Below are 26,601 nucleotides of genomic sequence, written 5' to 3' on the forward strand. Positions count from 1 at the left end.
ATTTGAAATGGCACAATATGACACGATTCCCTGTGATCCTAATCAGTTACCCTATGAGTACACAATTATATTTGACGGTAAAGCATATACGTTAGGTTTCCAGTACAATGAATTTTCTGACCAGATTACCGTTTCCATTTCTGATGATGACGGCCTAATTGCCCGCGAACCATTAGTGCTTAAACAACCAATATTTCAGGCGGTACATTATAAAGACCGCTTGCCACTGATTGAATTAATGCCTATTGATGAATCTGGCAATGAAATTGAAGTGAATATCGACAATCTAAACTTAACCGTTGAAATTGCTGATACTAGCACCGATTTGACGGATGTAGGTGACGATGATGGCTAACATAACGACCAATAAGGGCACTTTCTGGGGTTATGAAACCGATCTGCAAGTCATTAACAGCGATGGCACATATACCTTCACAACTAAGAAGCCACGTGGTTATGGGTTGACCATTGAGTTTGAGATTCCGTTTAATACCGATGGCAGTATCCAGCATTTCACTGTGACCCTGTACAACATTTCTGAGAAACATGCTGCAGTATTAAAAAAGGGCAACCATGTTAAGGTCACAGCAGGGCCAACTGATCTGTTCAGTAAAATCACCGAAGGTACCATTATCAGTTCTGAAGAAGATCCCGACGATAACTTGGATTATCCTATCAAGCTTAATTGTTTAGGTGGTGTTGATTATTCGAAAACCAAGAATATTTACTCAACCGCGTTTGGATCAAAATCTTCAAAGCATGCCGTGACTATTAAAAAAGGGGAAGTTATTAAATGGAATACGTCCAAGCGTTTGAAAGTTAAGCTTACCTTTAAGAAGGGCACAAAGCCTAGTACGATTATGAAGCGGATTATTCGGCAGGCTAAGATGACTGTTAAAATCAAGCACCTTAAGACAGATAAGCCGATTAAAAAGGCGTATACCCTGAGTGCTAAACCTTTTAACGCGTTACAGTCGCTCGCCAAAAAATGTGGCAGCAAACTATACTTTACCCGTGATGGATGGGTAATTGATGATTTTGACAAGCCAGATATTTATAAGGACCATATCTACTTGACTTCTAATGAGTTATCCAGCGAACCAACTCAGGATGAAAGCGATGACGGGAAAGTCACTTATTCATTTACCACAGCGTTAGACCCTCGAATAGACGCTGGCACAATTATCGATCTTAATTCCCGGACACTTGATGGCTTTGTCCGAGTACTCAGTGGAGAGCATGATAGCGCAGATTGGACGACGCAATGTGAGGTGGAAAAAATTGGCTAAGAGAAATGCACTAACTGATTTGGCGAAAGTTATTGCTGAAGATGTGCCTAAATCATCTGATAATGACACCCACACGAGTTCAGATGCACGGGTACTAAGTATCACTGGGAATCTAGCTGACTGTCAGCTAACAGGTCGACCAGCTGATGAAGAATCACTGATTTTACGTGATGTCATCATTTCGGATTCGTGCAAGTGGATTGCAGTCAGTGATACCAAGAATGAGCGCTTGAAGGTTGGCGATTTAGTCCTAATCAACTTTGTAGACCATGACATTACCAACTTAAATTCAAAGGGCTATACATTCGATTCGGACCGCCGTCATGACCTATCAGATGGCGTAATTGGGGCGGTGATTAAGCATGGGTGATTTTGCGTACGATGATCAGCATGATGTGTTGCTTGATCCAAATAGTAAAGATATTGAAGTAACGAATGATGATCTCCAACAGGGGATTGTCATTTTTTTGAACACAAATCAGGGTGAGTTGTCTTGGAATCCAACCTTCGGTGTTGATATGCTGCAGATCATTATGGATATTCACAATGAGGCAACACTTTCAAGTGAGCTAGAAGAATGGCTGACAGGTTACTTTGATGAGATTGATTCAGTGGTTGTGGACTCCGTCACTTTTAATAAGCGAACAGCCACAATCAATTTAAAAATCGTCGTTAACAACGGTGACGACATTCAACTAGGTTTGGAGGTGGATGATGATGGCATTAATGACTGAGGATGGGCAGTTTGACCGTCCTGAAATTGGCGATATCCGAGAAGATATCAATGATCTTGCCAAACAAGATATATCACCTGACGCTCCAACGGACGATGCCCACCTACTGGGACAATTTCTTGGGATCATATCAGACCGGGATGACCTAACTTTTAAAGCACTAGAAGCTGTCTATTACTCTTTATTTGTTTTAAGTTCTCATGGTGACACACTTGACCGAATCGGGATTGAAGAAGGCGTTTTGAGGAAGCCAGCAGCACCAGCATCTGTCGAACTACAGGTTGATGGCTACACTGGCGGTTTTATTGCTGCTAATTCCTTATTTTCTACAGATGATGGCGTGCTATTTGAAACCACGGACGATGTTACTTTCGGTGAAATAACAATGGTTGATGATCCTGATAATCCAGGCACCCAGGTGCAATTACAGAATGAGAATGGTGTTGGCCTGTGCCGTGTGACCGTCAATGCAATGGCGGTTGAATCGGGTATTGACGGTAATGTTAAAGCTGGGGCGATTACATATAACGCCGACGCTAACGAAGATATTTATGCAGTTACAAATCCAGGGGCAGCCACTGGCGGTCAGGAAGCGGAAGTTGATAAAAGCTATGCTGACCGAATCATCAGCGATCGTCACGCCGGCGGTTCAAGTTCTGAAAACGGGATAACGACGGCTATTGGCAATTTACCGGATGTGAAGCAGGCTAAATTGGTATCGAATCGTACCATGCAACCTGATAAATACGGCAATCCGGCCAAGTCGGATCATTTATATGTGATTGGCGGTGATGACCAGGAAATAGCAGATGAATACTTCCACGTTCTAGGGGTCACTGAATACACCGTAGGTTCAATCGCTAAGACCGTGTACAACCTTTCGGGTGACGCACGGACAATTAAATTTGACCATGCAAAAACGGTACCGGTTTTTATCCAAATTGGGCTTACGACCACGGATGATTTTGATAGTGACAATGGATTGGCTGATATCCGAAAAAACATTGAACAGTTCTTTTCGGAACTGCAGATGGGTGAAACCGTACTCTTTAGCCAAATCTTTGGGCAAATCTGGAATGTCCACGGTATCACTGACATTAAGTTGGCCATGGGTACCGACAAGGCTAAGTTGACTCTTGATGATGTCAAAGTTAACGAATTTGAGCTGGCGGTGACGGATGATAGCTCAATCGAGGTGACCGTGAATGCTGGATGATTTTAATATTGATGAAATTTCTGACCGGATTCGTAGTGGCCTGCCAGCGTATTTCAATCAGGAAGATGCTTCAATTAATCAGGCTTTATTAGATATTATCGCTAAACGATTTGAAACATTAGCCGGTGTCATCATGAAAATTATGGACGCCTATGAATTGGATAAAGCTGATTCAGGGACGCTTGATATGTATGCGGCTGACTGGGGAGTCCACCGAATTGATAGCGATGACGATTATTTACGAATGCAGATTCGTTTAGCACGGATGCGACATCGTATTGGTACTACGGAAGACGATTTGATTCGACTAATTTCGTATGCACTGCAGGCGAGCCCAAGTGAATTTCATCTGGTAGTTGATCGCAACGAGTTGGATGGGGAACCTAAAGCATTAAAGATCGTCAATATCCCGGATAAATACAATGAAGAGCGTAAACGCGATTTACTTGTAGCGTCACTCCAAGTGGCAGTTACCCCGGAAGTGCGAATCATCGAAGTACAATTTTCAACTTCTACAACAGCACAACTATATGTCGGTGCGGCTACTCAGATTTGGCGAAAAACATATCCAACATTAATCACCTCGGAAGGAGTTGAAGCTGATGGCTGATGATAAGCCAATTAAATTTACAGTTATAACAGATGCTGGTGCTCAACTAGTGGACCAGTTGGCGACTAAATCCAATCAGATCACTGCCTTTAGAGCAGTTGGCTCCAGTGCAAATCATTGGGACGATGATTTAGCTAGTATTAGAGCCATGACGGAAATTGATTCTATTGAGCAAAATGGAAAATATATGGGCAATTATAACGATGGAGAGGTTACTGAAACTGTACAAATAGACTTTGACCAACAGGAATTAACTAATGCCTATCAGTTAGCAACTGTAGGCTTATTTGCCACTGATGCCAACCAAAAAGAGATTTTGTATGCTGTAGAGTGTTTACAAACTTCACAGCCAATGACACCCTCACCAGAACACGATGTCAGCACGCATTTGATTAAAGTGGCAGTTGGTAATACATCACAAGTAACCGCCCAGTTTTCTGATGCAGGTGTCGTTTCGCAGACTGAATTAGAACAACAGTTTAAAGATTATACAAAGACCGATGATCTGCCAAAATTAATCGCGGACAACATCCCTGCAGATATTTTGACTACAGAAAATATGGATCAACAAGTTCCTACGCTTGCTCGCATCGATAAAGCTAATACTTTCACTGAAACGCAGACGTTTAAAAATGGTGCGGTCAACAGTGCCGGAAAGAAAGCTCTTTTTGACGGAGATGTGGATCTGTCTGGCACACAGCCAAAGGGCGACTATGCCAACTCAGCTGACCTGACAGCACTCAAGAATGCTGTCAACAGCACGACAACCGGATTGCCGAGCAAGATGGCAACCGCTGACGCTGACAAAAAGTATGAAACAAGTGCCCACGCCAGTTCAACCTATCAAACAAAAGCTGACGCTAACTATCATGGATTAGCTGATGGTACGGATTTGTTCACGATTTTGGATAAAAGTGATGTAAGTTCAATTACTTATGTTGTTATGACCAACGCTTCGGCGGCTACCATGAAAAATTGTCCCACCAACCAAGCCTTTATCCTGAGATGTGATTCAACTGATTACAACGGGGGAATATGGTCGAACACAGTTTTAACCCTAACTAACTTAATGGGTCAAACTTGGGTGGCTACTAATGCTACTGGCCCTGATGGAAATTTAAATGCTAATCCCGGTTGGCATCAGATAGCTACCGTGGATAACATAAATGCTACAGTTGCAACGCGAATGCCGATTAATTCTGGTAATGTTGATTCTAAAAGCTTGGATAACATGAAAACTGATGGCATTTTTGCCCTCAATAACTTTGACCCTACCAATGTAGCGGGATTTCCGAATAATTTACTAGGAAATGGGGCGACTTGGGGAAAACTGATTGTCTTGTCCGCTGGTTCCAGCATGATTCGCCAAATTTTATACGGTTTAAGTGGGCGATTTGTTTACCGGTCATTTACTGGTAACCCAGGATTGTGGGGCCCTTGGATTCAAATGGCAACTGGTGATGATGTTCTACAAGCGAAGCAAGATGGTATCAATCAATCCCATACAGATATGCTCACCGAACTAACTAACCGGGGAAACCGGCGCTATTGGACTGGCACCCAAGCCCAATATGACGCGATGGGGTCTAAAGATGGCAACACAGAATACGACATTACAGGTTAGGGGGCCGTTGTTATGACAATGCTAATCAATGGCAAAGAGCCGGATAAAATTTTTATCGGCGACAAGCAAGTTCTCCGCAAATACTTGGGTGACAAAATGTTTTATGAATATAATCCGCCATCGACTGGGCCAACTGGCTACAATTTGACAAGAGAGTACCAGTTTATAAGTGGTGATGGCAAAGGATTCAATTATCAGGTTCGAGAAATTAGTCCTAATCTCGGTAGCTGGGAAGGGCCATTTTATTCCAATAATGATGAATTTCCATACCTTTCACCCAGCAACCCTGACATAACGAATACTGAGTGGATGTCAAATTAGCCTCTTGAGGCTTTTTATTTTGCACATTTTTAAAGGAGGAACAACTCAAATGAGCCAATTTTACGTACAGCGAGACGCCAATAAATTCGGCGCTAAGTTAGCAACTAAGTTGACGGATACTGACGATCCAAACCAATGGATTCAAGTCACGATTGCAACTGCTAACGACAATGATTTCAAACAGAATTTCATGCATTATCAAATCAATGACGATAGCACAGTGATTCGCGGTGGTGCATACGCTATTACCATCGAAGATGTCAACCAACAGCTTTCTGACTCATTGGACACAATCGATAAATTAAACAAGTCACTAAGTGCAGCTAATGCAACCATTACAAAGTTTCAAAACCAGTACAAGCAGGATAGCGATATGACCAATGAAGCCATTCTGGAGTTGTCTGATCAAGTTTTATCAACAGTTCCTGCTGACGGTTCAACCAGTGAAGCCAATAATCCTACGGCGCCTGCAACAGGAGGTGGTAAATAATGAATGCATTAGCAACTTTATACGCTAACTCAGTCAAAGATGGTAACCGCAAGATTGATGATATTCCAGCTGTTATTCGTCCTGAAGTTCAAACAATCCTAGATCAAAAATAAGAAAGAGGTAAATTATTATGACATTAAATAAAAAGTTTTCTGCTTTAACCATGCTGTATGCTGCTAACGTACTTGACGGTGGTCGGACACTTGACGAAGTCCCTGAAGTTTTACGTGATGATGTTGCCGGTATCCTAAAAAACGACGACAGCGCCGAATTTGCAGAGCCATCTTCTACGCCGGCTGCTTAATCGGTGCCTTTCTGCTTGGACTATTAATTTAGAAAGGACGGTGAGCAGAGTGCGTAGATTTGTAGCTTGTATGAGAACTAATCCATTTCACACAGTAATCGGACTGGCTGAGCTAGGACTTGGTATCCATCTCATTTCGCATGATCAATACTTCCTGTGGCCGCCAGTCATTGATGGAGTCGCCAATGACGACATCGTTGGCGGCTTTTTTGTACTCATTGGTATCCTCATGCTGTTCTGGGTGTTTGACTTACATCAATCAGTACGACTAGATCATGCTGTATTGATTGCGTCATCTTTCATCATGTGTGTGCTGACCTTATACCAATTCATGCACTGGGTCGTACTCGGTATCGAAATGCCGTGGATCAGCAACGCTGCGCTGACTGCGGTCATTATGATCTTGGCCAGCCGGAGTGACAGTGAGTGATGGGTCCCGCATGGGGGCATATCATCTTACAGCTCAATCCATTGATTGCTATCATCCCAGCGACGCTCGCAGCCTACCTCACTTATCGGCTTGGGAAACACAAGTCAGACCGTGAGGAGCGCTTCGCCGAGATGAATTATTGGAAGAACGTTGCTGAAGAAGAACGCAAGCGGCGTATGGAAACGGAAGATGAACTGGACACAGTACGCCAAGCTTTGCGTGATGAGAGAGCAAAAAAACATAAGGAGAATAACTAATATGGCTAAATTAAACAACGCAACACAAGTATTGTTCGCTTCACTGATTTTAAATGGCAAGGCATCAATTGATGATGTGCCAGACAAGCTTAAAGAAGGTGTGCAGGCTGAACTCGATTTCTTCAACGACATTGACGTTGCTGGTGAAGCTTCAACACCAGCTGCAGCTAAGCTTGCAACTACAAGCAACACTACACCAGCTGTCGCTGCACCGTCTGCTGATAAGCCGAAGGTAACTCCGACACCAACCACTGACCAAGTTGTGTCTGACATTAACAATGCTGTTAAAAACGCTAAATAGGGGGTGTCAGTATGCAACACGCATTTGAAGTTTTAAGCGATAGTGGATTACTTGATACTATTTTGATAGGCATTCTGACAGTCGTAGTCATCCCACTGATCCAGCAGCTGTTTAAATCAGCTAAGACAACTAATACTGCCAATGCCTACAGCACACTCGACAAGTTAGCTGAGGGGGCGGTTGCTAAGCTGGCTACGCAGTACGATCTGCCAACTGGGGTTAAACATGATCAAGCATTGCAGACTATCCAAACACAGCTGGCAAAAAAGGGTATCAAGTCTATTGATACCAAGGATATTGACTTCGCAATTGAGAAAGCCTATCAGTATTTCACTTCATTAAATACTAAGGCTCAAGCTAAGCAGGCTGTGATCGATGAGGGTGCTGCTAATGCTGATAGTGTTTCAGCAACCAAGGTAGACGCTGCAACAATTCAGAATGCTGTTGTTCCCGTTGCAGAAGCCGGTCAAGCAACTGAGCCAACTGGTTATGGCACTAAGCAGGCTGAAATTGAAAATCTGCAGGCAGCCATTGAAAAGGCACAGGCTAAGTTGACTGAGCTGCAAGGAAGTGAACCTAATGCCTAGATATGATATTGTCGATATATCAAACAATAACGGGTATATTAGCACGACTACCTTTCGTGCTATGCGTTGTAAGGGTGTTAAAGCCATCATCAGCAAGGTCAGTGAAGACACTTACTACTATGACCCTACAGCTAAAGGCAACTTATCCCGTGCTAAGTCAATGGGGCTAAAGATCCACGGCTATCATTTTGCCCGTTTTACAACTGTTTCTGGTGCTAAATCAGAAGCCTATTATGCAGTTAAATGTGCTAGAGCTGCCCGTGTACCTAAGGGTGCTGTGCTGGTTTGTGACTTTGAAAGCTACAACCGTGGCTGGACAGAGAACGGTGCGACAACTCGTGCCTTTGCTAAAATCATTAAGGCCGCCGGTTACCGCTATGACCTTTATACGATGGGGGGCTGGACTAACTCAGTGTCCATCAACAACAGTGGGCGTGCTGGCTGGATTGCCAACTACCCATATCATCCAAGTGGTATGAAACTATACAGCTCATACAACGCTTGGCAATGGACTTCTGGCGCTCACTTTACTGGCAGTTCATCACGTTTTGATGTGTCGGTCGCGTACTCAGACTTCTACACTAAAGGAGCTACGAGCGCCAAGCCGAAAAACAAGCATGAATACTTTGACTGGAATCCAGCCTGGATCTATCCACGATTTACGGTGGCAGCTTACCGAACTAAAGCTGAGGTTGGACATGGCAAAGGTATCGTCAAGTATTACAAGCCGTACACGAAGCTGCATGTTAAGCAACTGATCAAATCGAAATCAACAAAGTATGCTGTCTTCCAGCTGACCAATGGTCTATTTGTCACAGCCAACCGCGCCTGGATCAACAATCTTTATTACACGACCTCGAAAGGTGCTGTTAAACGAGTTAAATCAGTCCACGGAACCAACAAGTACAAGAGTAAAAAATTCGATAAGAAGCATCTTGTAGCCAGCTTCCGTGCAGGTACACTTTTTGACGTTGCCAAAGTTGTCAAGGTCGGTAGTGTCACACGGCTACAGTTATCTGACGGAACGTATATCAGTGGCAACAAGTTGATCAACAATTTTGTAAAGTAGCACAATAAAAATAAGAAATCTCGATAAAAGCCTCCTGACCTTTGCGGTTGGGAGGCTTTTTTGCATTTATTAAAAACTTAACTCAGTAATTTATAGTAGTTATTGTTTGGAGATAAGAAGAGCACCTGATATACTCACAGGGTTCCAGTCACTGACACCAGGAAAGGATATTTAAATGATCTATTTTATGACCATCACTACCTATTATTGGGATTTAGCCGAGCAGAGTAAAAAGCAGTCACAAATACCTTTGTTTGAGATTAAGATTACAGCAGGAAATCGGGAAAATATCAATGACATACAAACTATTCTAGAATTACAGGTAACATCAATACCAAGTTGGGTCTATGAAAGTCTACCCATTGATAAAGTTCGGGAAGATCGGATTCCAATCATTGCTGACGAAGTACTGATTATGCGAACAACTATCCTTGATATATGGAATGGGGATCAGGCAAATGAGATTGCGGATGCGCTAAAAAACGAATACAAAATGAATGTATGATATTAGCCCCCAAATAACCAATGGGGGCTTCTTTTATTGTGTTATAATTTAAATATGAGAAAGCACCAAAAGGGGTTCTAATTTTCATTAACAAGAGCCCAAAAATGCCGATGGTGACACCTAGGTGACACCCAATATTGAAACACCGCATTATTAAAGGGTTTTAAGTCCAATCCCTTTATTAGTGTCGAATGATTCGGAAATGATTTAAAGTAATTAAATCAAATTAAATTAAAGTGGTGAAGCTCTTTTATGGGTTTCACCACTTTGTTTGTTGAAATCTTTAATTAACGCTTTTATTCGGTCAACAGTTGAAACCCGGCTTCAGCAGAATCGCTCAAAAGGACTATCAGCTTTGCAAATCAGCTGCGATTTTATTGTCCGCTTCAGTTTGAGGGAATTCGTCTTTTTAAAAATGATGGTCAAGGCTCTTTCACAAAAGTGTACGACGTTGCGCTTGAGTAAAATTTGAGAACGATTTATGTTAAAATATTCAAGATAGCTTTTTATTCACTAAGTAATTTATTCACTAAGTAATTAGAAGTAATTAGCATTTAGTTAAAGTGGCGTCTCATTTGAACCGGCACTTTGTTTATCGATTGTATCGGTTAGGAGGGAGTTAAGTGGCGTTATCAGATTCCGTGACAGTATTACCCGGTGTTGGCCCCAAGAGAAGGGCAGCACTGGCTGATCTTGGAATTACGACGATTGAATCGTTACTGACCTACTATCCCTTTCGTTATGAAGATCTACGGGTAAAGGCACTTAATGAAATTGGTGATCAAGAGCAGGTTACTTTGAAGGGAATCGTTGCGGCCCCGCCAACCTTAAGCCGCTTCGGCCGTAAAAAAAGCCGACTTAATTTTCGGCTGCTGATCGGTCAAGATATTGTTCCAGTCACGTTTTTCAACCAGCCCTGGTTAAAAAACAGTATTGAGGTCGAATCACCGATCATGGTGTATGGCCGCTTCGATGCAAACCGTAAGCAGTTAAACGGGTTAAAGATCCTGAGCAGCGGTAAAAATGATCCGATGGCTTCGGTCTACCCGTCAAATAAAGGGATTCGTCAAAAGACGATTCAGGAGTTAGTGGTGGCCGCTTGGGATAAGTACCATCCCGAAATTGTGGATTTGATCCCCAATAACATTAAAACGCATTACCGCTTACTCGACCGCGCCCAAATGATACATGACATGCATTTTCCAAAAGATTTGAAAGCCGCCAAGGCCGCTCGTCGATCAGCCAAGTTTGAAGAATTCTTCCGGTTTCAAATGCAGCTGCAAATGCTTAAACGGCAGGACCAGACGCAAGCCGGGATTGCCATGGCGTACGATAAGAAACGGCTGCAGCACTTTGTTCAGACGCTGCCTTATGAATTAACTGATGCCCAAAAGCGGGTGGTTAATGAAATCTGCGCCGATATGAAGCGGCCAATCCACATGAACCGGCTGCTGCAAGGCGATGTTGGCAGTGGTAAAACGGTGGTGGCTGCGATTTGTATGTACGCTGCCATTACGGGAGGCTATCAAGCGGCTCTGATGGCACCGACAGAAATCCTGGCAGAACAGCATGCCAACAACTTACAGGCGCTTTTTGAAGGGCTACCGGTGAATATCGTGTTGCTGACCGGTTCCACAAAACCAGCTGTTCGAAAAGAAATTCTGCCACGCCTGGCTTCTGGCGAGATCAACCTGATCATTGGTACGCACGCTCTGATTCAAGACGGGGTGGATTACCACCACCTGGGTCTGGTTGTTATAGATGAGCAGCACCGTTTTGGTGTGGCTCAACGGCAAGCTCTGCGGCAGAAGGGGGACAATCCCGATGTGTTAGCAATGACTGCTACGCCGATTCCGAGGACGTTAGCCATTACCAGCTATGGCGAAATGGATATTTCCGTGATTGATGAACTGCCAGCTGGCCGCAAGCCGGTCACTACCCGGTGGATCAAAAATGCGCAGATTGATTCGGCGATCCAGTTTGTTTTACGGGAGCTGGCAGCGGGCCATCAAGCATACGTGGTCACGCCATTGATCGAAGAGTCTGAAGCGGTGGATATGAAAAACGCGCAAGCAATTTACGAACGGTTTTCAGCCTACTTCTCACCGCATCATTACCAAGTCGGCCTACTGCACGGACGAATGAAGAACGATGAGAAAGACGAAGTGATGCAGGCATTTAAGAAAAACGCCTACCAGGTTTTGGTAGCCACTACCGTCATTGAGGTCGGAGTGGACGTCAAGAACGCCACCGTGATGCTGATTTATGATGCCGACCATTTTGGCCTGGCTCAGCTCCATCAGCTAAGGGGCCGAGTTGGCCGGTCTGATCAGCAGTCGTACTGTATCTTGGTCGCCGATCCCAAAAATAAAAATGGGGTTGACCGGATGCGCGTAATGACGGAAACTAATGATGGTTTTGTGGTTTCACAAAAAGATTTAGAGCTGCGCGGCTCCGGTGATGTGCTGGGGAAGAAGCAGTCGGGACTGCCTGACTTCAAAGTCGGTGATCCCGTGGCTGACCTGACCATGCTGAGTGTTGCGCAGGATGAAGCTAAAAAGCTGACCAGTACGCCTGAATGGCAAAAGCAGCCTGAAAACGCGGCCCTGGTCAAGTATTTGAAACAAGCCGAAGAACACGCTTATATGTTTGATTAAGAGAGGATGACACAATTGAGAATCGCTGTTGATGCAATGGGTGGCGACTACGCCCCTAAAGAAGTTGTTGCGGGAGTTGAACTGGCTCGTGACCGCTATCCGGAAATTGAATTTGACTTGTACGGCCAAACGGATAAGGTTAAGCCGCTGCTAACCAACGCGGACCGTATTACCCTAGTCCAAGCCGATGAAGTCATTACGATGGAGGACGAACCAGTTCGCGCTATTCGGCGAAAGAAGCAGTCCAGTATTGTACTGGCTGCCCAAGCAGTCCGTGACGGCCAAGATGATGCCTTCTTCTCCGCCGGTAATTCCGGTGCTTTACTAGCAGCCGGCTTATTGATCATTGGTCGGATCAAGGGAATTGATCGCCCTGGGTTAACCACCACACTGCCAGTTTTAAATAATCCGGATCAGCATCAGTTCCTGATGCTGGACGTCGGTGCCAATGCAGACTCCAAACCGTTTAACTTGTACCAGTATGGTATTTTGGGCAAGTACTACGCACAAACCGTCATGGGTGTTAAGAATCCCCGTATCGGCTTGTTAAACAACGGTACCGAAGCTGACAAGGGTGATATGGTTCACAAGGCGGTTCACGAATATCTGGCCAACGCCAAAGATCTGAACTTCATTGGTAACGTGGAATCCCGTGAATTGTTAAACGGGGTCGCCGATGTCGTCGTTACTGACGGTTTCACTGGTAACGCGGTGCTTAAGAACACAGAGGGTACCGCCCTTTCCATGCTGAAGTTAATCAAGAACGGTATCATGAATGGCGGCGTTTCGAGCAAACTCGGTGCGCTGATGCTCAAGTCGACTTTTAAAGAAATTCAGACGCAAATGGACTATTCGAAGTACGGCGGCGCGGTTTTGCTGGGTGTAAAAGCACCAGTCATTAAGACCCATGGTTCCGCTAAGGCTGAGACCATCGCTAATACCATTGGTCAGATCAAGACCATGCTTGCAAACCATTCCGTTGATAACGTTGTGAGTTACTTCGATGAACATAGCGAAGAAATGGCGGCAGCTAAAGCCGAAATGCAGAAGTAACAGGTTAGTTCTACCGTTTCTAAACGGATTGTGCTAAACTGATTGTTGAACTAAATAGGGTGAGGTAGATTATGTCAAAAGACGAAATTTTTAATAAAATTGCTGACATCATTGCGGATCGGTTCGAAGTCAAGCGTGATACGATTACCATGGACTTGAACTTTAAATTCGACCTGGATGCAGATTCCATTGATTTTGTGGAATTTATTTTGGAACTTGAAGATACCTTTGGTGCCGAAATTTCGGACGATGTTGCCGAAAAGCTGAACACCGTGGGTGAAGCTGTTGATTACATTGCTGCTAACGGTGACAAATAATAACAGTGTCAATTAATAAACGGAAAGGTTGCGGTAAAACGATTTGTTTTGTCACAGCCTTTTTCCTTGCAACTTGATAGCTTTATAATTGAACAAAAAGGAGCGTTATTGATCTTGATAAAGGGATTAGACGATTTACTGAAAAAGAATTTTAACATCGTAATAAAGGATAAAAGTTTACTTGACGAAGCGTTCACGCAGGCTTCTTACGTTAATGAACACCCAAATGAAAACTTGAAGTTTTACGAACGGATCGAGTTTTTAGGTGACGCGGTCATGCAGCTGGTGGTTTCGGATTATATCTACAAACGCTATACCAAAATGCCACAAGGACGCTTGACCCGACTGCGTGCGGCCATGGTAAACGAGGAAAGTTTTGCCAGCTTTGCCCGGGAATGCCACTTTGACCAGTACATTCGTCTCGGCAAGGGTGAAGAGAAGGCGCACGCTCGGGAACGGGATTCATTACTTTGCGATATTTTTGAATCCTTTATTGGCGCTTTATACCTTGATCAAGGAGTGGAACCAGTAAGAAAATTTGCTACTCAGGTTATTTTTCCAAAACTTGATGAGGGTCGTTTTGACGAGTTTTTCGATCATAAAACGGAATTACAGGAAGTCGCACAGAAGAACGGTCCAGTGGCCATTGATTACGAATTACTGGACGAAAATGGGCCGGACAATGACCGGGCTTTCAAAGTCGCCGTTAAGATCGACGGCAAAGAACTTGGCGTGGGCGTTGGCCATTCCAAGAAAAACGCGGAACAAGGGGCTGCAAGGCAGGCTTTACTTAAGCTGGAACCGGACCAGGCCTAATTTGGAAGTAAGTGGGGAGCAATCATGAAACTAAAATCGCTAGAAATTAGTGGTTTCAAGTCGTTTGCGGACGATACCAAAATCGAATTTGAAGACGGCGTCACCGGCATCGTTGGCCCCAACGGAAGTGGCAAAAGCAATATTAGTGAAGCTATTCGGTGGGTCCTTGGAGAACAGTCTGCCAAGAATCTGCGGGGCAGCCGGATGCCAGACGTTATTTTTAACGGTTCTTCAAAGCGTAAGCCGTTGAACCGCGCTCGAGTAACGATGATTTTGGACAATACTGATCACTATTTGAAGTCCGACTACACGGAAATTAACGTGACCCGAAAACTATTTCGAAATGGTGAAAGCAGCTATCAGCTTAATGGCCAAGATTGCCGTTTGAAGGATATTTTGAATTTATTTATGGATTCGGGGATCGGTGACAACGCGTTTTCGATGATTTCTCAAGGGCGGGTTGAATCAATTTTTAACAGCAAGCCGGAAGAACGTCGGTTTATCGTTGAAGAACTCATTGGTGTTTCAAAGTATCGTCTCGGCAAAGAAAAAGCCAAACGCGAGTTGGATCAAACCGCTGGGTACCTTGACCGAGTTAATGACTTGATGACAGAGCTCAGTAGTCAGATTGAACCTCTGGCTCAGCAAAGCAGTTTAGCCAAGGAATACGTCACGCAAAAAAAGCAGTTCGATACATTAGACCAAACCAGACTGGTGTTAGAAATTGAAACGTTACAAAGTCAGTTAAAAGATCAGCAGGGGCAACTGAAAGAAAAGCAAGCGCGTGTTGCTGATACGAAAAAGCAGTTGGCGAATCATTCAACCGAATTGGCGGCCGCCCGAAAAAAGACGGCGGCACTCTCCAACCAAAAGGATGATACTAACCAACACCTGCTAGACGTGACGTCTCGTAAGCAGCAGGTAGCCGGTGCACAAGCGGTCGATTCTGAACGTCAAAAGCACCAAAAACAAACGTTAAGTGAGCTAACCACTCGTGTTAACGAAGCCCAAACTAACCTCAATCAGGCTCAAAAAACGCTGACAGGCACGCAAGATCAGTTAAAAAAACTCAAAACCGCTTTGAAACGGGATCGCAGTACTGCAAGCCAGCTCAAAAAACAGCTTGATGACCTGGATGAAGCTAAATTAGCTGGTGAACAAGACCGTTTGCAGGGCGATTACATTGATCAGCTGCAGGCCATGACGACTTTGCATAATCAAAAACAGTATTTAGAAAAAAATCAGCAACGGGCAACTTCCGAAAATCAGCAAGCGGATCAGCGGTTGCATGATTTACAATCGGAGCTTGCCGAACAGACTGCTAGGTTAAAAACGGCTACGCAAAAGCTACAGACGCAGCAGCAGCAGTACGATAAGTTACGGCAAGCTTGCCAACAATTAACTACCGAACACCAGCAGCGGCAAAAGCAAATTGATCAGTTGAATAACCAGTGGCTTTCGGCGCTTGAAGTCAGTCAGCAGGCGAAGGCCCGTCTGAAGAGCCTGCAAGAATTAGCCCAAAATTACACCGGGTTTTACCAAGGAACCAAAGCCGTCCTGAAAGCTAAAAATCAGCTGACCGGGATTATTGGTCCCGTTGCAGAACTGTTAGACGTGCCAGAAGAGTATACCAAAGCTGTTGAAGCAGCTATTGGTGCCCAGCAGCAGCACGTAGTTGTTACCGATGAAGCGGCTGGGAAGGCCGCCATCCGTTATCTCACCCAGAATCAGTTGGGACGCAGTACCTTTTTACCGTTGAATAAAATTAGACTGAATCAGGTTGATCACGATACGCTATCAAAATGCCAGCAGGCACCCGGCTTCTTGGGGGTTGCCGCTGACTTAGTGCGGGTTACTGATCGACGGTTAAGACCGGTGGCTGCTCACCTGTTAGGTCATTTAATTTTTGCGGATGATCTTAACCATGCCGTCGCATTAGCCAACTTGATCCATCACCGATACCGGATTATTACGCTAGCCGGCGAAGTCATTTCTACCAGCGGTGCAATGTCTGGCGGTAAAGATAAGCACGAGCGTCACGGTATTTTGAGTCAAAAACAAGAATTAACCAAGTTGCAAGCCAGTGTGAAGCAGATGACCAGTCAGCTTAATGCTAAGCAGGCCGAGTTAAAGAAACTGAAAGAAACACAGAAAAATGATCATCAAACCGATTATCAAGGCCGGCTTAATACGCTGAATGCGACCCGTCAGCAGACTGAAAATCAGGTTAAGCTGCTGACTGATCACGTGAATTCCGTCAAAAAACAGATTGCGGTGCACCAAGCGCAATGGGGCCTCAACCAGCAGGATGAGGATTTTGCGACACAGTTGAGCCGTAATCAGCAGGAGACCGAAGACGCGGAGAAAAAGTTGACGGCGTTGAAGGCCCAAATGGCTGCACTGAAACAGCAACAGGCCCAACGCAGCGAATCGGTGGCGAAAATTAGTGCCCAGTACCAAGATCAGCGGGCAGTGGTGACCACTGAGTCGGTTCAGGTCAAACAGTTGGAGAAAGAAGCGGGACAACAGGCTAAGCGTGCTGCCACCCTCGAAAATAACATTAAGGACCTGCAGGCGCGTATCGATGCGTTAAACGCGGAGCAGTCCGAAACGGGAGAATCTACCCAGGATCACGAATTAACGCTGAAACAGCTTAGGGAAAAAGAACAGCAGCTGCAGGATGCTTTGAAACAGCTAAATTTGGATCTGGCCTCTGCTAATGATCAGCAAGCCGACTTAGAACGATCGAATCAACTGGCGACAGAAACGTTAAATAACGAACAGCTGACCGTTCAAAAATTGGACGTTGCCTGCTCAAAACTGAGTTCACAGCTGGATCAGCGTCAAAACACCTTGTCGGAGACGTACCACGTCAGCTTAGGGTTTGCCAAACAAAACCAAGTTGATTTACCGATTGATCAAGTCAGAGAAAAGCTGAAACTGCTCAAACGCGGACTAGACGATTTAGGCGAGGTCAACGTTTCAAGTATTGACGAATACGACCGAGTCAAATCACGTTATGACTTTTTGACTCAGCAAAAAGAAGATCTCAGTGCGTCAAAGGATAATTTGCTGGAAACCATGAACGAGATGGATCAGCAAGTGATCGAACGTTTTGACACGACGTTTAAAACGCTGAACCAGAAGTTTCAAGAGACCTTCGTTAAAATGTTTGGCGGCGGTCAGGCTAAGTTAGTTCTAACGGATCCCGACCATTTACTGACCACTGGAATTGAGATTATGGCAGAACCGCCTGGAAAACGACTTCAGAGTATGCGATTATTATCTGGTGGTGAACGGGCGTTGACTGCTATTACCCTCCTATTTGCAGTGCTGCAGGTCCACCCAGCACCGTTCTGTGTGCTGGATGAAGCCGAAGCTGCTCTGGATCCGGCTAATACGGGACGTTTTGCCAGTTTTCTAAATCATTTTGAGGGCGACACGCAGTTTATTGTTATCACCCACCGCAAGGAAACAATGGTGCAAGCTGATCGGCTGTATGGCATCACCATGCAGGAGTCAGGTGTCTCAAAGATGGTTTCAGTAGATTTAGATAAGACACCAGCTAACAGATAAAGATAATGAAATAAGGGATGTGATTTTGTGGGACTATTTGATTTTTTCAAACGACGCGCTAAAAATGACGAGTCAGAAAAGACTGCGGAGAAGCAGCCTGACACTGAGACGACGCAAACGGATGAATCTGCCCCTAAAGCGGATGAGGCTTCTGATTCAAAGGTAGCGCAAACCCAAGCAGAAACGGTATCAACCGCAAATAACGACTCTTCAAAGGCTACGGCAGACACAACACCAGAGCAACTGGATAAGAAAGCTGCTGCACCTTCGGAAAAGACTGAAGATCAAAATACTGACTCTTCTGAAACGGGTCAGACCGCTGATGAAACTGCCCCTCAGGCTGCTGAACCGCAGAGTTTAGCAACCGCAAGCTCAACTGATGAACAGCCCCAAGCAGTAACTGAGCAAGAACCGCAACCTGATGCAGTAACCGCTGAGAATTCTGAGCAATCGGAACCAACGGAAGCAGAACGGTACGATAAGGGCCTCGAAAAATCACGGTTGACGTTTGGCCAGCGTTTAAATCATTTGCTGGCTAACTTCCGTTCCGTTGATGAAGGCTTCTTTGACGACTTGGAAGAAACCTTGATCGGCGCTGACGTTGGTTTTGATATGGCCATGAAGATCAGTGATGAGCTGCGTGAGGAAGTTAAGCTCAAAAACGTAAAGAAGTCCAAGGACGTTCAAAACGTAGTGGTTGAAAAACTCATTGAACTCTATGATCAAGCTGGCAGCAACGAGCAAAATGGGTTGACCTTTGCTAAAGAGGGACCAACCGTTATTTTATTTGTTGGGGTCAACGGGGTGGGCAAAACCACCACCATTGGCAAAATGGCCAATCTGTTCAAACAGCAGGGCAAAAAAGTTCTGCTGGCTGCTGCTGACACGTTCCGTGCCGGCGCAATCGAACAGCTTAACGTCTGGGCCGAACGTGATGGTGTAGACATTGTTAAAAAGCCAGAAAAAAGTGATCCATCTGCCGTAGTTTACGATGCGCTAAAGAAGGCCAAGTCAGAAAACTACGATATTTTATTTGTTGACACTGCTGGCCGGCTGCAGAACAAGACCAACTTGATGAATGAATTAGCAAAGATGAAACGGGTCATTACCCGTGAGATTCCTGATGCACCGCACGAAGTCCTCCTGGTATTGGATGCAACTACCGGTCAAAACGCCTTGAATCAAGCTAAAATGTTCAAGGAGGCCACTGATGTATCCGGTATCGTACTGACTAAGCTTGACGGGACGGCTCGTGGTGGGATCGTTCTGGCGATTCGAAACGAACTGCATCTGCCAGTCAAGTACGTCGGCCTGGGTGAACACGTGGATGATTTACGGCCGTTCGAACCAAGCGAATTTGTTTACGGTTTATTCAAAGGTTTGATCGACGTTGAATAATGGCATTGAGAGCCTGTGACTTAAGTCTATATTGATAAGGATGCCAGTTAATTCCTTAACTAAAACACAACGTAGGATTTACTTTTGTTTCCTCCTTTCATATAGCCTTAACCCGCTCCATAACTCAGATTCCGGCCATTTAACACCCAAAAGTGCCCTCCCGATCAAAACCATCGGCAGAACGCTTTTGGGTGTTAAATTCTGGAATCTACCGAGTCAAGTCACGGCCTCTTTGACTTTTTATAGAGCAAACCCTATCGCTATTGTTAGGATTTGGTATAATGGATAGGCTAGGTCAAGTCGTTTGCGAGTTAAGCAGGAGGGTGACAACGTGGAGATTGAAAAAAACAACCGGATCAATTCGCTGTTTGCCTTTTATCAGCCGCTATTGACCAAAAAACAAAATGACTACATGCAACTCTATTACGGCGATGATTTTTCATTAGGTGAAATTTCTGAAGACTACCACGTTAGTCGACAAGCGGTCTACGATAATATTCGTCGGACTGAGAAAATTCTTGAAACCTATGAAAAAAAGCTGCATCTCCTAGAAGAATTCACCAAGCGGAATCAATTGGCGGATGAAATCCAGGGTTACGTTGCCAAACAATATCCAAATGATCAACAACTTAACCAGCTGGTCAATCGATTAGAATCAGCTGAAGAAGAATGAAAGTTAGGTGCATAATAAATGGCATTTGAAGGACTAACCGAGCGTTTACAAAACGCCATGAAGAAACTTCGTGGCAAAGGGAAAATTTCCGAATCTGATTTACGCGATACCATGCGTGAGATTCGACTCGCGTTACTAGAGGCCGATGTTAACTTTGACGTCGTTAAAGACTTCGTTAAAACCGTTCGTGAGCGGGCAGTCGGCTCCAAAGTGCTGGAAGGGTTAAACCCCGCTCAGCAAATTGTTAAAATCGTTGATGAAGAATTAACCAAGACCATGGGTGAAACGGCAGTTCAGCTCAACAAAGCACCGAAGATTCCGACCATTATTATGATGGTTGGTCTTCAAGGTGCTGGTAAGACGACCACCGTTGGTAAATTAGCTAACCGGCTTAAAACCGAAGAAAAGGCGCGTCCACTGATGATTGCGGCCGATGTTTATCGACCGGCTGCGATCGATCAATTAGTGACCGTTGGTAAGCAGATCGACGTCCCCGTTTTTGAAATGGGAACGGATACTGATCCCGTTGAAATCGTGCGTCAGGGACTTGCCAAAGCGGAAGCTGACCACAACGATTACGTCTTTATTGATACTGCTGGTCGCTTGCAAATCGATGAACAGTTAATGGACGAGCTGGCCCGCATCAAAGCGTTGGCCAATCCGAATGAAATTATGCTGGTCGTTGATGCCATGACTGGTCAAAACGCCGTGGCAACGGCTGAGGGCTTTAACGATAAACTGGACGTCACCGGTGTGATCCTCACTAAGTTAGATGGTGATACCCGTGGTGGTGCCGCTCTGTCGATTCGCGCGGTCACAGGAAAACCCATCAAGTTCGTTGGTGAAGGTGAAAAGATGTCCGATTTGGACGTCTTCCATCCTGACCGAATGGCTTCTCGGATTCTGGGCATGGGGGATATGTTATCCCTGATCGAAAAGACTCAAAAAGAGTATGACGAAAAGCAAGCGCAAGAGTTAACGGAAAAAATGCGTGAGAATTCGTTTGATTTCAACGACTTCTTGGGTCAAATGCAGCAAATCCAAAAGATGGGCCCTATGGATCAGATCATGAAAATGATTCCTGGCATGGCCAACAACCCAGCATTGGCTAACGCTCAAATGGATCCTAAGGATATGGAACATATTAAAGCAATCATCTATTCGATGACCGAGCAGGAACGGACGGATCCGGACGTTTTGAATCCTTCTCGCCGCCGCCGGATTGCTGGTGGTTCTGGCCGACCAGTTCAAGAAGTTAACCGGATGATCAAGCAGTTTAACCAAATGAAGAAAATGATGAATCAAGTCTCCAAGGGAAACTTCTCCGGTATGCAGGGCATGATGAACAACGCCGGCATGGGGAATGCGCTTGGCGGCAAGATGGGGCAGATGGCAATGAAATCCATGTCCCGTCGAATTAAGAAAAACAAGAAACGCCGGAATAATCTAAGACGGCGCCGGAAATAACGTGTCAATTACTGAGTCGGGGGTGAAAACCCTGGACTCTTTTTTGAAAAAACGGAAGAGGGCGAATCAATGTTATCATTTCAAGAACTAGTGACGGCAATTCCGGTGGTACTCAAGGCTGGTAATGTGCCGGCAATCGTCGGCGAAGCTGGCATCGGTAAGTCAGCGTTAGTTCAAACTGTGGCGGAAAAGATGAACGCCAAGCTATTTACAACGGTGGTAAGCCTCTCTGAAAAGGGTGATTTGGCTATTCCAATACCGCCAATGACGGAGAAGGCCTTTGTTAAAACTTCGGCATACGGTGAATTAGCAGACGTTAAGTTCGGCTATACCCACACACTCATTGAAATTATTCAGTGGGCACAAGCACACCCGCAGCAGCCGATTATTTGGTTCCTTGATGAATTCAACCGCGGTACCCAGGCGGTTCAAAGTGAGCTGATGAATCTGGTGTTACAGCGCCAAATCAACAGTTTGCGGCTGCCGGACCAGGTTCACATGGTGTTAGCTGAAAACCCCGATGCCACGATGGCGGGCTTTGAAACCAGTGACTACGGGGTAACCGTCGGCGATGCTGCCATCAATGACCGAACGGTACGTCTGGTGATGCAAGCAGACGTTTCGGATTGGCTGCAGTGGGCTAAATCCAAGGGCAACATCATTGGCAGCGTTCAACGGTTTATTGAAGAAAATCCGCAGCAGCTGGCACCTAAAGAACATGACGATGATTTATACCCGACGCCACGAGCCTGGGAACGGGTCTCTTCGAACTTGCAAGCCCTAGGTGAGCTGCCAGCTGATGAACAGCAGCGATTGCGCCTGGACCTTTTACAGGGTGATTTAGGTGTTACCGTGGGTCAAAGTTTTGAACAATTTGTCCGCCAGCAAACGGCAGGACTCACCGCCCAGGAAATTTATGCTGGGGACACGTTAAAGCCAGCAGTGGCTCAAATTTTTAACGAAGCCGGTATCGACCAGCAGCAATCCATCATGAACAGCTTGATTCAGCAAACCGATACCTATCCACTAACGGATGGAACCTACGCGAGCCGTTTTACGACTTTGCTGAACTTAATGCCGGTTGACGCCCAGTTTGCCGTTGCCCTGAAGCTCACAGAAGTACCTGACCTATTAGAACGGCTTTATCAGGCCGCTCAGGAAACCCCGTTAGTCAAACAGCTGTACGATCAGCTAACGGCCATTGGATTAAAAAACAACGTCAACTGAGAGGGGGACTTAGTATATGTTTCGTGAGCAGTTGGATAACTTGGCTGATTTGCAGGATCAACGGCAACTGCAGCAGCAAACGCAATTACTGTTTCAGCGACTCACCAGTCACTTGCTTAATAGTCAGCGTTTCTATGGCGAACTGCTGTTACGGCTGGATAAGCATGCCAACTTGCAGCTGCCCGTTGCCATTGCACTCACAACAGCTAAGAAACCCGCTTTGCTGATCAACCCCCAGCGGTTAAGCGACACGGTTAAGTCTGATGATGACCTTTTAAGCTTAGTTCAGCATGTTGTGAGTCACTTAGCCTGGCAGCATCCAGAGCGGTATGCGGATCAGGGTAACGACCCACTGGTTCAGCTAGCAACGGATATGACTGTTAACGAACACCTCCGGCCATTGTATCCGGAAGCGATTACCCGGCAGCACGTTAATTTCAAACTCGGCCTGCATCTGTCAGCTGACCTGGGTTCAGCTGAATACCTGACAGCATTAAAAACAGCCCTTCGAAAAGACCAGGATGGTACCCAAGCAAAACAGATCAAGCGGTTACTGGGACATTCCCCAGAAAGCCATCTTGGCTGGCAGCAGTTGACGCAGGAAACGAAATTGCAATTAAACCAACTCGTTGCCAGTTCGTGGGAGGAAACGCCAACGAAGCAGCGGGGAATTTTGCCCAGCAGACTGCAGCATCAATTAAACCGGCGACCCGCAAGACTGGCACTCGACTGGCGCAAGTTAGTCATGGTGGGCTTAAATGGACCGCAAAAACGACAGGAGCCGGCTTTTAACCGGTTTAACCGCCGGCAGCCTTACCGCTTAGACCTACCTGGTAAAACGCGGGCTGCTACACGCCAGCTTTATTTATTTGTCGATCAGTCCGGCTCCATGACGGATGCTGAAGTTCAAAATATTCTCGCCCAAATTGTGCAGCTTTTGAGGCGATATCGTGATAAAATTACGGTAATTCCGTTTGATGCCGTTGTACATGAGGATCAAAAACAGGCAGTCTCTCACAGCAATCAAGTTGCGTTTCAGCGAGTTGCCGGCGGCGGGACGGCCTACCAGCCGATTTTTGATTGGCTGGCCGAACAGGGTGCTAATGATTTAAATGCATTAGTACTGATTTTAACTGATGGACATGGTGAAGATACGGTGACCACTCATGGCTTGACTAATTTGGTCTGGGGATTAACCACTACCCGAGATGATCTATCCGTGAAAAAGCCCGTGGGCACGGTTACCGCGATTCGTGAAAGGAAGTAGCTTTTATGCTGACAGCCCAGCAATTACGTGCCGTGATTCAACAAAATAGGCCTTTTAAGCGAGCCTTGAGTATTTTGAAGGATGACTGGCAGACAATCAATGATCAAAATCCGCTGGCACGGCAATTGATGACCGTGGACGATCTGCAATTTGCGTTGGCACTGCAGTCGATTCAGTCAGAAAATCAATTTGCGGATACCCAAAATTACACTAGTGTCATGGCATTTGTTCACACGCATCAAGACGATTTTGCACCCGGCAGCCGGGAATTTTTACTTCAGGCTTTTAAGTGACATTTTTTTACAGCCATTGGTTTAAAAAAAGTTAATCACGCTTACAGCCACTTTGTTTTCAGGTGTAAAGAAAAAAACCTTTACAACCTCTCTCATAACTGGTATATTATTTATCGTTGAAAGAATTAACAGGAGGTGTCATGCATGTCAGTAAAGATTCGTTTAAAGCGAATGGGTTCTAAGAAGCGCCCATTCTACCGTATCGTTGTTGCGAACTCACGGAGTCCTCGTGACGGTCGTTTCATCGAAAAAGTTGGGACTTATAACCCACTTGTTGAACCAGCTCAAGTTGAACTTGATGAAGAAAGTATCATGAACTGGTTAAACAACGGTGCCCAACCTTCAGATACTGTTCGGACATTACTTTCCCAAGCAGGTATCATGAAGAAGTATCACGAAGCTAAGTTTTCAAAAAAGTAGTGATCAGTCATGACTGACTTTAAAAAATTAATTACCACGATTGTAACGCCCCTAGTTGAACACCCTGAAGCCATTGAGATCGAACGCGTTGAAACTGATCGGTTTTACGAGTATCACTTAACGGTTGCCGGTGACGATGTGGGTCGTGTAATTGGCAAGCGGGGGCATGTTGCTTCTGCAATTCGCACAATCGTATATAGCGTACGGATCAATGATCCCAAGCGTGTGCGACTTGTCATTAACGATGAGTCTAAAGCTCCCAAATGAGACTCGTTCTCGGGGGCTTTTTTGTTACCGTAGATAAATCACTCAGTGAAAGGCAGGTGCCTAAATGTACTATAAAGTTGGAACCATTGTGAACACCCACGGAATTCGTGGCGAACTGCGCGTCGTTGCCACCACGGATTTTCCCGAACAACGCTTTAAGAAGGGCAGTCGGTTGGCGCTCTTTAAAAACGACCAGGATACGAAGCCGGTGGATACGATCACCATTAAAAGTTCCCGTCCGCACAAGGGGTTTATCCTGATCACCCTGGATGGATACGACAACATTAACGATGTTTTAAAGTACAAGGGGATGGTCCTCAAGGTTGCCGAGGAAAACCTCAGCGACGACGATCTGGATGACGGCCAGTATTATTATCACCAGATCATCGGTCTCAACGTAGTAACGGTTGACGGCGAAACGCTTGGTACCATCAAAGAAATCATGGCGCCTGGCGCAAACGATGTCTGGGTCGTGGATCGGCCTGGCAAAGATGACCTGCTGCTGCCCGTCATCGACCAGGTTGTCAAAAAAATTGATTTGTCAGCAGGACAGGTCACAGTGGAATTAATGGAGGGATTAGAGTAATGCGAATCGATGTCCTCAGTTTATTTCCCGAAATGTTTGGCCCGCTGCACGATTCAATCGTCGGTAAAGCACTTGACCGTGATGAGCTTGAAGTAGAAGTCACTGATTTTCGCCAATACTCCACTGATAAGCATGGTAACGTGGATGACTATCCATTCGGTGGTGGCGCCGGAATGCTGCTTCAGGCACAGCCAATTTTTGACGCTATGGCGGCTACCCAAAAAAAGGCGCAAGAATCAGGTCATGACAAGGGCCGGGTCATTTTAACGGATCCGGCTGGCGTGCCCTTTACCCAAAAAGTCGCCGAGGATTTCGCTCATGAGGATCACCTAACGTTTATTTGCGGTCATTATGAAGGTTATGACGAGCGAATCAGAAGTCTGGTTACCGACGAAGTTTCCATGGGTGATTACGTGCTGACTGGCGGAGAATTACCCGCTATGGTCATGATCGATGCCGTTTCACGGTTACTGCCTGGCGTTCTTGGTAACGAAGAATCTGCGCCCGGCGACTCGTTTTCTACCGGTTTATTAGAGTATCCGCAATACACACGGCCCGCCGATTTTCGTGGAATGAAGGTGCCTGACGTTTTAATCAGCGGCAACCACCAAAAAATCGATGAGTGGCGGGAGATTCAATCGCTGAAGCGGACGCTGCTCAGACGGCCGGACCTGCTGGATCAGCTGCAGCTGACCGGTGATCAGAAACGTAAACTAAGCGATATTAAAATTGATTTGGAAGATAATCAGCAGTAGTGCCAAATAGCCCTTTACTCCAGTAAGTAGATATGATATTCTAGTAAATGGCTGTTTAGCCACATTAACAACATTCCGCTGTCGAGGTCGAG

General features: G+C 45.5%; 32 protein-coding genes. All 32 read left to right on the forward strand.

Going from position 1 to position 26,601, the window contains the following annotated elements; genetic code table 11:
* Positions 1–7 precede the first annotated feature (7 nt).
* The 32 genes from CES81_RS03825 to trmD all read left to right on the forward strand — a co-directional run bounded on the left by CES81_RS03825 (position 8) and on the right by trmD (position 26,509).
* Positions 8–355 (forward strand): phage baseplate plug family protein, encoded by a 348-nt coding sequence (locus CES81_RS03825; protein ID WP_089120770.1) that lies wholly within the window; start codon positions 8–10, stop codon positions 353–355.
* Entirely contained in the window at positions 345–1,289 is a 945-nt protein-coding gene (locus tag CES81_RS03830; RefSeq protein ID WP_089120771.1) for a hypothetical protein, read from the forward strand. The genes CES81_RS03825 and CES81_RS03830 overlap by 11 nt, the downstream gene beginning before the upstream one ends.
* Positions 1,282–1,659, forward strand: a complete 378-nt coding sequence (locus tag CES81_RS03835) for a hypothetical protein (protein WP_089120772.1) — start codon at positions 1,282–1,284, stop codon at positions 1,657–1,659. The genes CES81_RS03830 and CES81_RS03835 overlap by 8 nt, the downstream gene beginning before the upstream one ends.
* Complete coding sequence (locus CES81_RS03840; RefSeq protein ID WP_089120773.1) at positions 1,652–2,023, forward strand: contractile injection system sheath initiator; 372 nt, start codon at positions 1,652–1,654, stop codon at positions 2,021–2,023. The genes CES81_RS03835 and CES81_RS03840 overlap by 8 nt, the downstream gene beginning before the upstream one ends.
* Positions 2,007–3,239: a baseplate J/gp47 family protein gene (locus CES81_RS03845; protein ID WP_180949720.1), complete on the forward strand. Its 1,233-nt coding sequence runs from the start codon at positions 2,007–2,009 to the stop codon at positions 3,237–3,239. Before CES81_RS03840 ends, CES81_RS03845 begins: the two co-directional genes overlap by 17 nt.
* Positions 3,229–3,849: a hypothetical protein gene (locus CES81_RS03850; RefSeq protein ID WP_089120775.1), complete on the forward strand. Its 621-nt coding sequence runs from the start codon at positions 3,229–3,231 to the stop codon at positions 3,847–3,849. Before CES81_RS03845 ends, CES81_RS03850 begins: the two co-directional genes overlap by 11 nt.
* Complete coding sequence (locus CES81_RS03855; RefSeq protein ID WP_089120776.1) at positions 3,842–5,473, forward strand: pyocin knob domain-containing protein; 1,632 nt, start codon at positions 3,842–3,844, stop codon at positions 5,471–5,473. Before CES81_RS03850 ends, CES81_RS03855 begins: the two co-directional genes overlap by 8 nt.
* 12 nt (positions 5,474–5,485) lie before the next feature.
* A complete protein-coding gene (locus CES81_RS03860) occupies positions 5,486–5,794 on the forward strand; it encodes a hypothetical protein (protein WP_089120777.1) in 309 nt (102 codons plus the stop codon).
* Positions 5,795–5,843: 49 nt separating this feature from the next.
* Positions 5,844–6,284, forward strand: coding sequence for a hypothetical protein (locus CES81_RS03865; protein WP_089120778.1), 441 nt, complete (start codon positions 5,844–5,846; stop codon positions 6,282–6,284).
* The gene (locus CES81_RS13740; protein ID WP_263849966.1) at positions 6,284–6,397 is read left to right on the forward strand and encodes a CD1375 family protein; all 114 of its coding nucleotides are present in this window, start codon (positions 6,284–6,286) and stop codon (positions 6,395–6,397) included. Before CES81_RS03865 ends, CES81_RS13740 begins: the two co-directional genes overlap by 1 nt.
* A gap of 17 nt (positions 6,398–6,414) precedes the next feature.
* Entirely contained in the window at positions 6,415–6,588 is a 174-nt protein-coding gene (locus CES81_RS13495; protein WP_089120779.1) for a CD1375 family protein, read from the forward strand.
* Positions 6,589–6,637: 49 nt separating this feature from the next.
* Entirely contained in the window at positions 6,638–7,018 is a 381-nt protein-coding gene (locus CES81_RS03875) for a hypothetical protein (RefSeq protein WP_145993326.1), read from the forward strand.
* The gene (locus CES81_RS03880; RefSeq protein WP_145993327.1) at positions 7,015–7,275 is read left to right on the forward strand and encodes a hypothetical protein; all 261 of its coding nucleotides are present in this window, start codon (positions 7,015–7,017) and stop codon (positions 7,273–7,275) included. The genes CES81_RS03875 and CES81_RS03880 overlap by 4 nt, the downstream gene beginning before the upstream one ends.
* A 1-nt stretch (position 7,276) precedes the next feature.
* On the forward strand, positions 7,277–7,576 hold the full coding sequence (locus CES81_RS03885) for a hypothetical protein (RefSeq protein ID WP_089120782.1): 300 nt from the start codon (positions 7,277–7,279) through the stop codon (positions 7,574–7,576).
* An 11-nt stretch (positions 7,577–7,587) separates the two neighbouring features.
* A complete protein-coding gene (locus CES81_RS03890; RefSeq protein WP_089120783.1) occupies positions 7,588–8,163 on the forward strand; it encodes a phage holin, LLH family in 576 nt (191 codons plus the stop codon).
* Positions 8,156–9,232, forward strand: coding sequence for a GH25 family lysozyme (locus CES81_RS03895; RefSeq protein WP_089120784.1), 1,077 nt, complete (start codon positions 8,156–8,158; stop codon positions 9,230–9,232). The genes CES81_RS03890 and CES81_RS03895 overlap by 8 nt, the downstream gene beginning before the upstream one ends.
* A gap of 175 nt (positions 9,233–9,407) precedes the next feature.
* On the forward strand, positions 9,408–9,737 hold the full coding sequence (locus CES81_RS03900) for a hypothetical protein (RefSeq protein WP_089120785.1): 330 nt from the start codon (positions 9,408–9,410) through the stop codon (positions 9,735–9,737).
* Between the two features lie 623 nt (positions 9,738–10,360).
* Positions 10,361–12,394, forward strand: coding sequence for an ATP-dependent DNA helicase RecG (gene recG / locus CES81_RS03905; protein WP_089120786.1), 2,034 nt, complete (start codon positions 10,361–10,363; stop codon positions 12,392–12,394).
* A 15-nt stretch (positions 12,395–12,409) separates the two neighbouring features.
* Positions 12,410–13,447, forward strand: a complete 1,038-nt coding sequence (gene plsX, locus CES81_RS03910; RefSeq protein ID WP_089120787.1) for a phosphate acyltransferase PlsX — start codon at positions 12,410–12,412, stop codon at positions 13,445–13,447.
* A gap of 71 nt (positions 13,448–13,518) precedes the next feature.
* Complete coding sequence (gene acpP / locus CES81_RS03915) at positions 13,519–13,764, forward strand: acyl carrier protein (protein ID WP_089120788.1); 246 nt, start codon at positions 13,519–13,521, stop codon at positions 13,762–13,764.
* Between the two features lie 114 nt (positions 13,765–13,878).
* Entirely contained in the window at positions 13,879–14,580 is a 702-nt protein-coding gene (rnc, locus tag CES81_RS03920; RefSeq protein WP_089087767.1) for a ribonuclease III, read from the forward strand.
* A 24-nt stretch (positions 14,581–14,604) separates the two neighbouring features.
* Positions 14,605–18,156: a chromosome segregation protein SMC gene (gene smc, locus CES81_RS03925; protein ID WP_089120789.1), complete on the forward strand. Its 3,552-nt coding sequence runs from the start codon at positions 14,605–14,607 to the stop codon at positions 18,154–18,156.
* A 27-nt stretch (positions 18,157–18,183) separates the two neighbouring features.
* Positions 18,184–19,554: a signal recognition particle-docking protein FtsY gene (ftsY, locus tag CES81_RS03930; RefSeq protein WP_089120790.1), complete on the forward strand. Its 1,371-nt coding sequence runs from the start codon at positions 18,184–18,186 to the stop codon at positions 19,552–19,554.
* 331 nt (positions 19,555–19,885) lie between these two features.
* Positions 19,886–20,227 (forward strand): putative DNA-binding protein, encoded by a 342-nt coding sequence (locus CES81_RS03935; RefSeq protein WP_089087733.1) that lies wholly within the window; start codon positions 19,886–19,888, stop codon positions 20,225–20,227.
* Between the two features lie 18 nt (positions 20,228–20,245).
* Entirely contained in the window at positions 20,246–21,694 is a 1,449-nt protein-coding gene (ffh, locus tag CES81_RS03940; protein ID WP_089120791.1) for a signal recognition particle protein, read from the forward strand.
* A 69-nt stretch (positions 21,695–21,763) separates the two neighbouring features.
* A complete protein-coding gene (locus CES81_RS03945; protein ID WP_089120792.1) occupies positions 21,764–22,921 on the forward strand; it encodes an ATP-binding protein in 1,158 nt (385 codons plus the stop codon).
* Positions 22,922–22,937: 16 nt separating this feature from the next.
* Positions 22,938–24,188, forward strand: coding sequence for a vWA domain-containing protein (locus tag CES81_RS03950; RefSeq protein WP_089120793.1), 1,251 nt, complete (start codon positions 22,938–22,940; stop codon positions 24,186–24,188).
* Positions 24,189–24,193: 5 nt separating this feature from the next.
* The gene (locus CES81_RS03955; RefSeq protein ID WP_089120794.1) at positions 24,194–24,481 is read left to right on the forward strand and encodes a hypothetical protein; all 288 of its coding nucleotides are present in this window, start codon (positions 24,194–24,196) and stop codon (positions 24,479–24,481) included.
* A 144-nt stretch (positions 24,482–24,625) separates the two neighbouring features.
* The gene (rpsP, locus tag CES81_RS03960; RefSeq protein ID WP_089087738.1) at positions 24,626–24,901 is read left to right on the forward strand and encodes a 30S ribosomal protein S16; all 276 of its coding nucleotides are present in this window, start codon (positions 24,626–24,628) and stop codon (positions 24,899–24,901) included.
* Positions 24,902–24,910: 9 nt separating this feature from the next.
* Positions 24,911–25,168: a KH domain-containing protein gene (locus CES81_RS03965; RefSeq protein WP_089109470.1), complete on the forward strand. Its 258-nt coding sequence runs from the start codon at positions 24,911–24,913 to the stop codon at positions 25,166–25,168.
* Between the two features lie 64 nt (positions 25,169–25,232).
* Positions 25,233–25,754, forward strand: a complete 522-nt coding sequence (gene rimM / locus CES81_RS03970) for a ribosome maturation factor RimM (RefSeq protein WP_089120795.1) — start codon at positions 25,233–25,235, stop codon at positions 25,752–25,754.
* Positions 25,754–26,509 (forward strand): tRNA (guanosine(37)-N1)-methyltransferase TrmD, encoded by a 756-nt coding sequence (gene trmD / locus CES81_RS03975; protein ID WP_089120796.1) that lies wholly within the window; start codon positions 25,754–25,756, stop codon positions 26,507–26,509. Before rimM ends, trmD begins: the two co-directional genes overlap by 1 nt.
* The last annotated feature ends 92 nt before the right edge of the window (positions 26,510–26,601 follow it).

Origin of the sequence: Secundilactobacillus pentosiphilus (assembly GCF_002217985.1) — a bacterium.
In the GTDB taxonomy this organism is placed as follows: Bacteria; Bacillota; Bacilli; order Lactobacillales; family Lactobacillaceae; genus Secundilactobacillus; species Secundilactobacillus pentosiphilus.

Excerpts from the sequence above, each read along its gene's own strand:
- CES81_RS03825 (WP_089120770.1), top strand. The coding sequence starts at position 8 with ATGGCACAATATGACACGATTCCCTGTGATCCTAATCAGTTACCCTAT.
- CES81_RS03830 (WP_089120771.1), top strand. The coding sequence starts at position 345 with ATGATGGCTAACATAACGACCAATAAGGGCACTTTCTGGGGTTATGAA.
- CES81_RS03840 (WP_089120773.1), top strand. The coding sequence starts at position 1,652 with ATGGGTGATTTTGCGTACGATGATCAGCATGATGTGTTGCTTGATCCA.
- CES81_RS03845 (WP_180949720.1), top strand. The coding sequence starts at position 2,007 with ATGGCATTAATGACTGAGGATGGGCAGTTTGACCGTCCTGAAATTGGC.
- CES81_RS03850 (WP_089120775.1), top strand. The coding sequence starts at position 3,229 with ATGCTGGATGATTTTAATATTGATGAAATTTCTGACCGGATTCGTAGT.
- CES81_RS03855 (WP_089120776.1), top strand. The coding sequence starts at position 3,842 with ATGGCTGATGATAAGCCAATTAAATTTACAGTTATAACAGATGCTGGT.
- CES81_RS03860 (WP_089120777.1), top strand. The coding sequence starts at position 5,486 with ATGACAATGCTAATCAATGGCAAAGAGCCGGATAAAATTTTTATCGGC.
- CES81_RS03865 (WP_089120778.1), top strand. The coding sequence starts at position 5,844 with ATGAGCCAATTTTACGTACAGCGAGACGCCAATAAATTCGGCGCTAAG.
- CES81_RS13740 (WP_263849966.1), top strand. The coding sequence starts at position 6,284 with ATGAATGCATTAGCAACTTTATACGCTAACTCAGTCAAAGATGGTAAC.
- CES81_RS13495 (WP_089120779.1), top strand. The coding sequence starts at position 6,415 with ATGACATTAAATAAAAAGTTTTCTGCTTTAACCATGCTGTATGCTGCT.
- CES81_RS03885 (WP_089120782.1), top strand. The coding sequence starts at position 7,277 with ATGGCTAAATTAAACAACGCAACACAAGTATTGTTCGCTTCACTGATT.
- CES81_RS03890 (WP_089120783.1), top strand. The coding sequence starts at position 7,588 with ATGCAACACGCATTTGAAGTTTTAAGCGATAGTGGATTACTTGATACT.
- CES81_RS03895 (WP_089120784.1), top strand. The coding sequence starts at position 8,156 with ATGCCTAGATATGATATTGTCGATATATCAAACAATAACGGGTATATT.
- CES81_RS03900 (WP_089120785.1), top strand. The coding sequence starts at position 9,408 with ATGATCTATTTTATGACCATCACTACCTATTATTGGGATTTAGCCGAG.
- acpP (WP_089120788.1), top strand. The coding sequence starts at position 13,519 with ATGTCAAAAGACGAAATTTTTAATAAAATTGCTGACATCATTGCGGAT.
- smc (WP_089120789.1), top strand. The coding sequence starts at position 14,605 with ATGAAACTAAAATCGCTAGAAATTAGTGGTTTCAAGTCGTTTGCGGAC.
- ffh (WP_089120791.1), top strand. The coding sequence starts at position 20,246 with ATGGCATTTGAAGGACTAACCGAGCGTTTACAAAACGCCATGAAGAAA.
- CES81_RS03945 (WP_089120792.1), top strand. The coding sequence starts at position 21,764 with ATGTTATCATTTCAAGAACTAGTGACGGCAATTCCGGTGGTACTCAAG.
- CES81_RS03950 (WP_089120793.1), top strand. The coding sequence starts at position 22,938 with ATGTTTCGTGAGCAGTTGGATAACTTGGCTGATTTGCAGGATCAACGG.
- CES81_RS03955 (WP_089120794.1), top strand. The coding sequence starts at position 24,194 with ATGCTGACAGCCCAGCAATTACGTGCCGTGATTCAACAAAATAGGCCT.
- rpsP (WP_089087738.1), top strand. The coding sequence starts at position 24,626 with ATGTCAGTAAAGATTCGTTTAAAGCGAATGGGTTCTAAGAAGCGCCCA.
- CES81_RS03965 (WP_089109470.1), top strand. The coding sequence starts at position 24,911 with ATGACTGACTTTAAAAAATTAATTACCACGATTGTAACGCCCCTAGTT.
- rimM (WP_089120795.1), top strand. The coding sequence starts at position 25,233 with ATGTACTATAAAGTTGGAACCATTGTGAACACCCACGGAATTCGTGGC.
- trmD (WP_089120796.1), top strand. The coding sequence starts at position 25,754 with ATGCGAATCGATGTCCTCAGTTTATTTCCCGAAATGTTTGGCCCGCTG.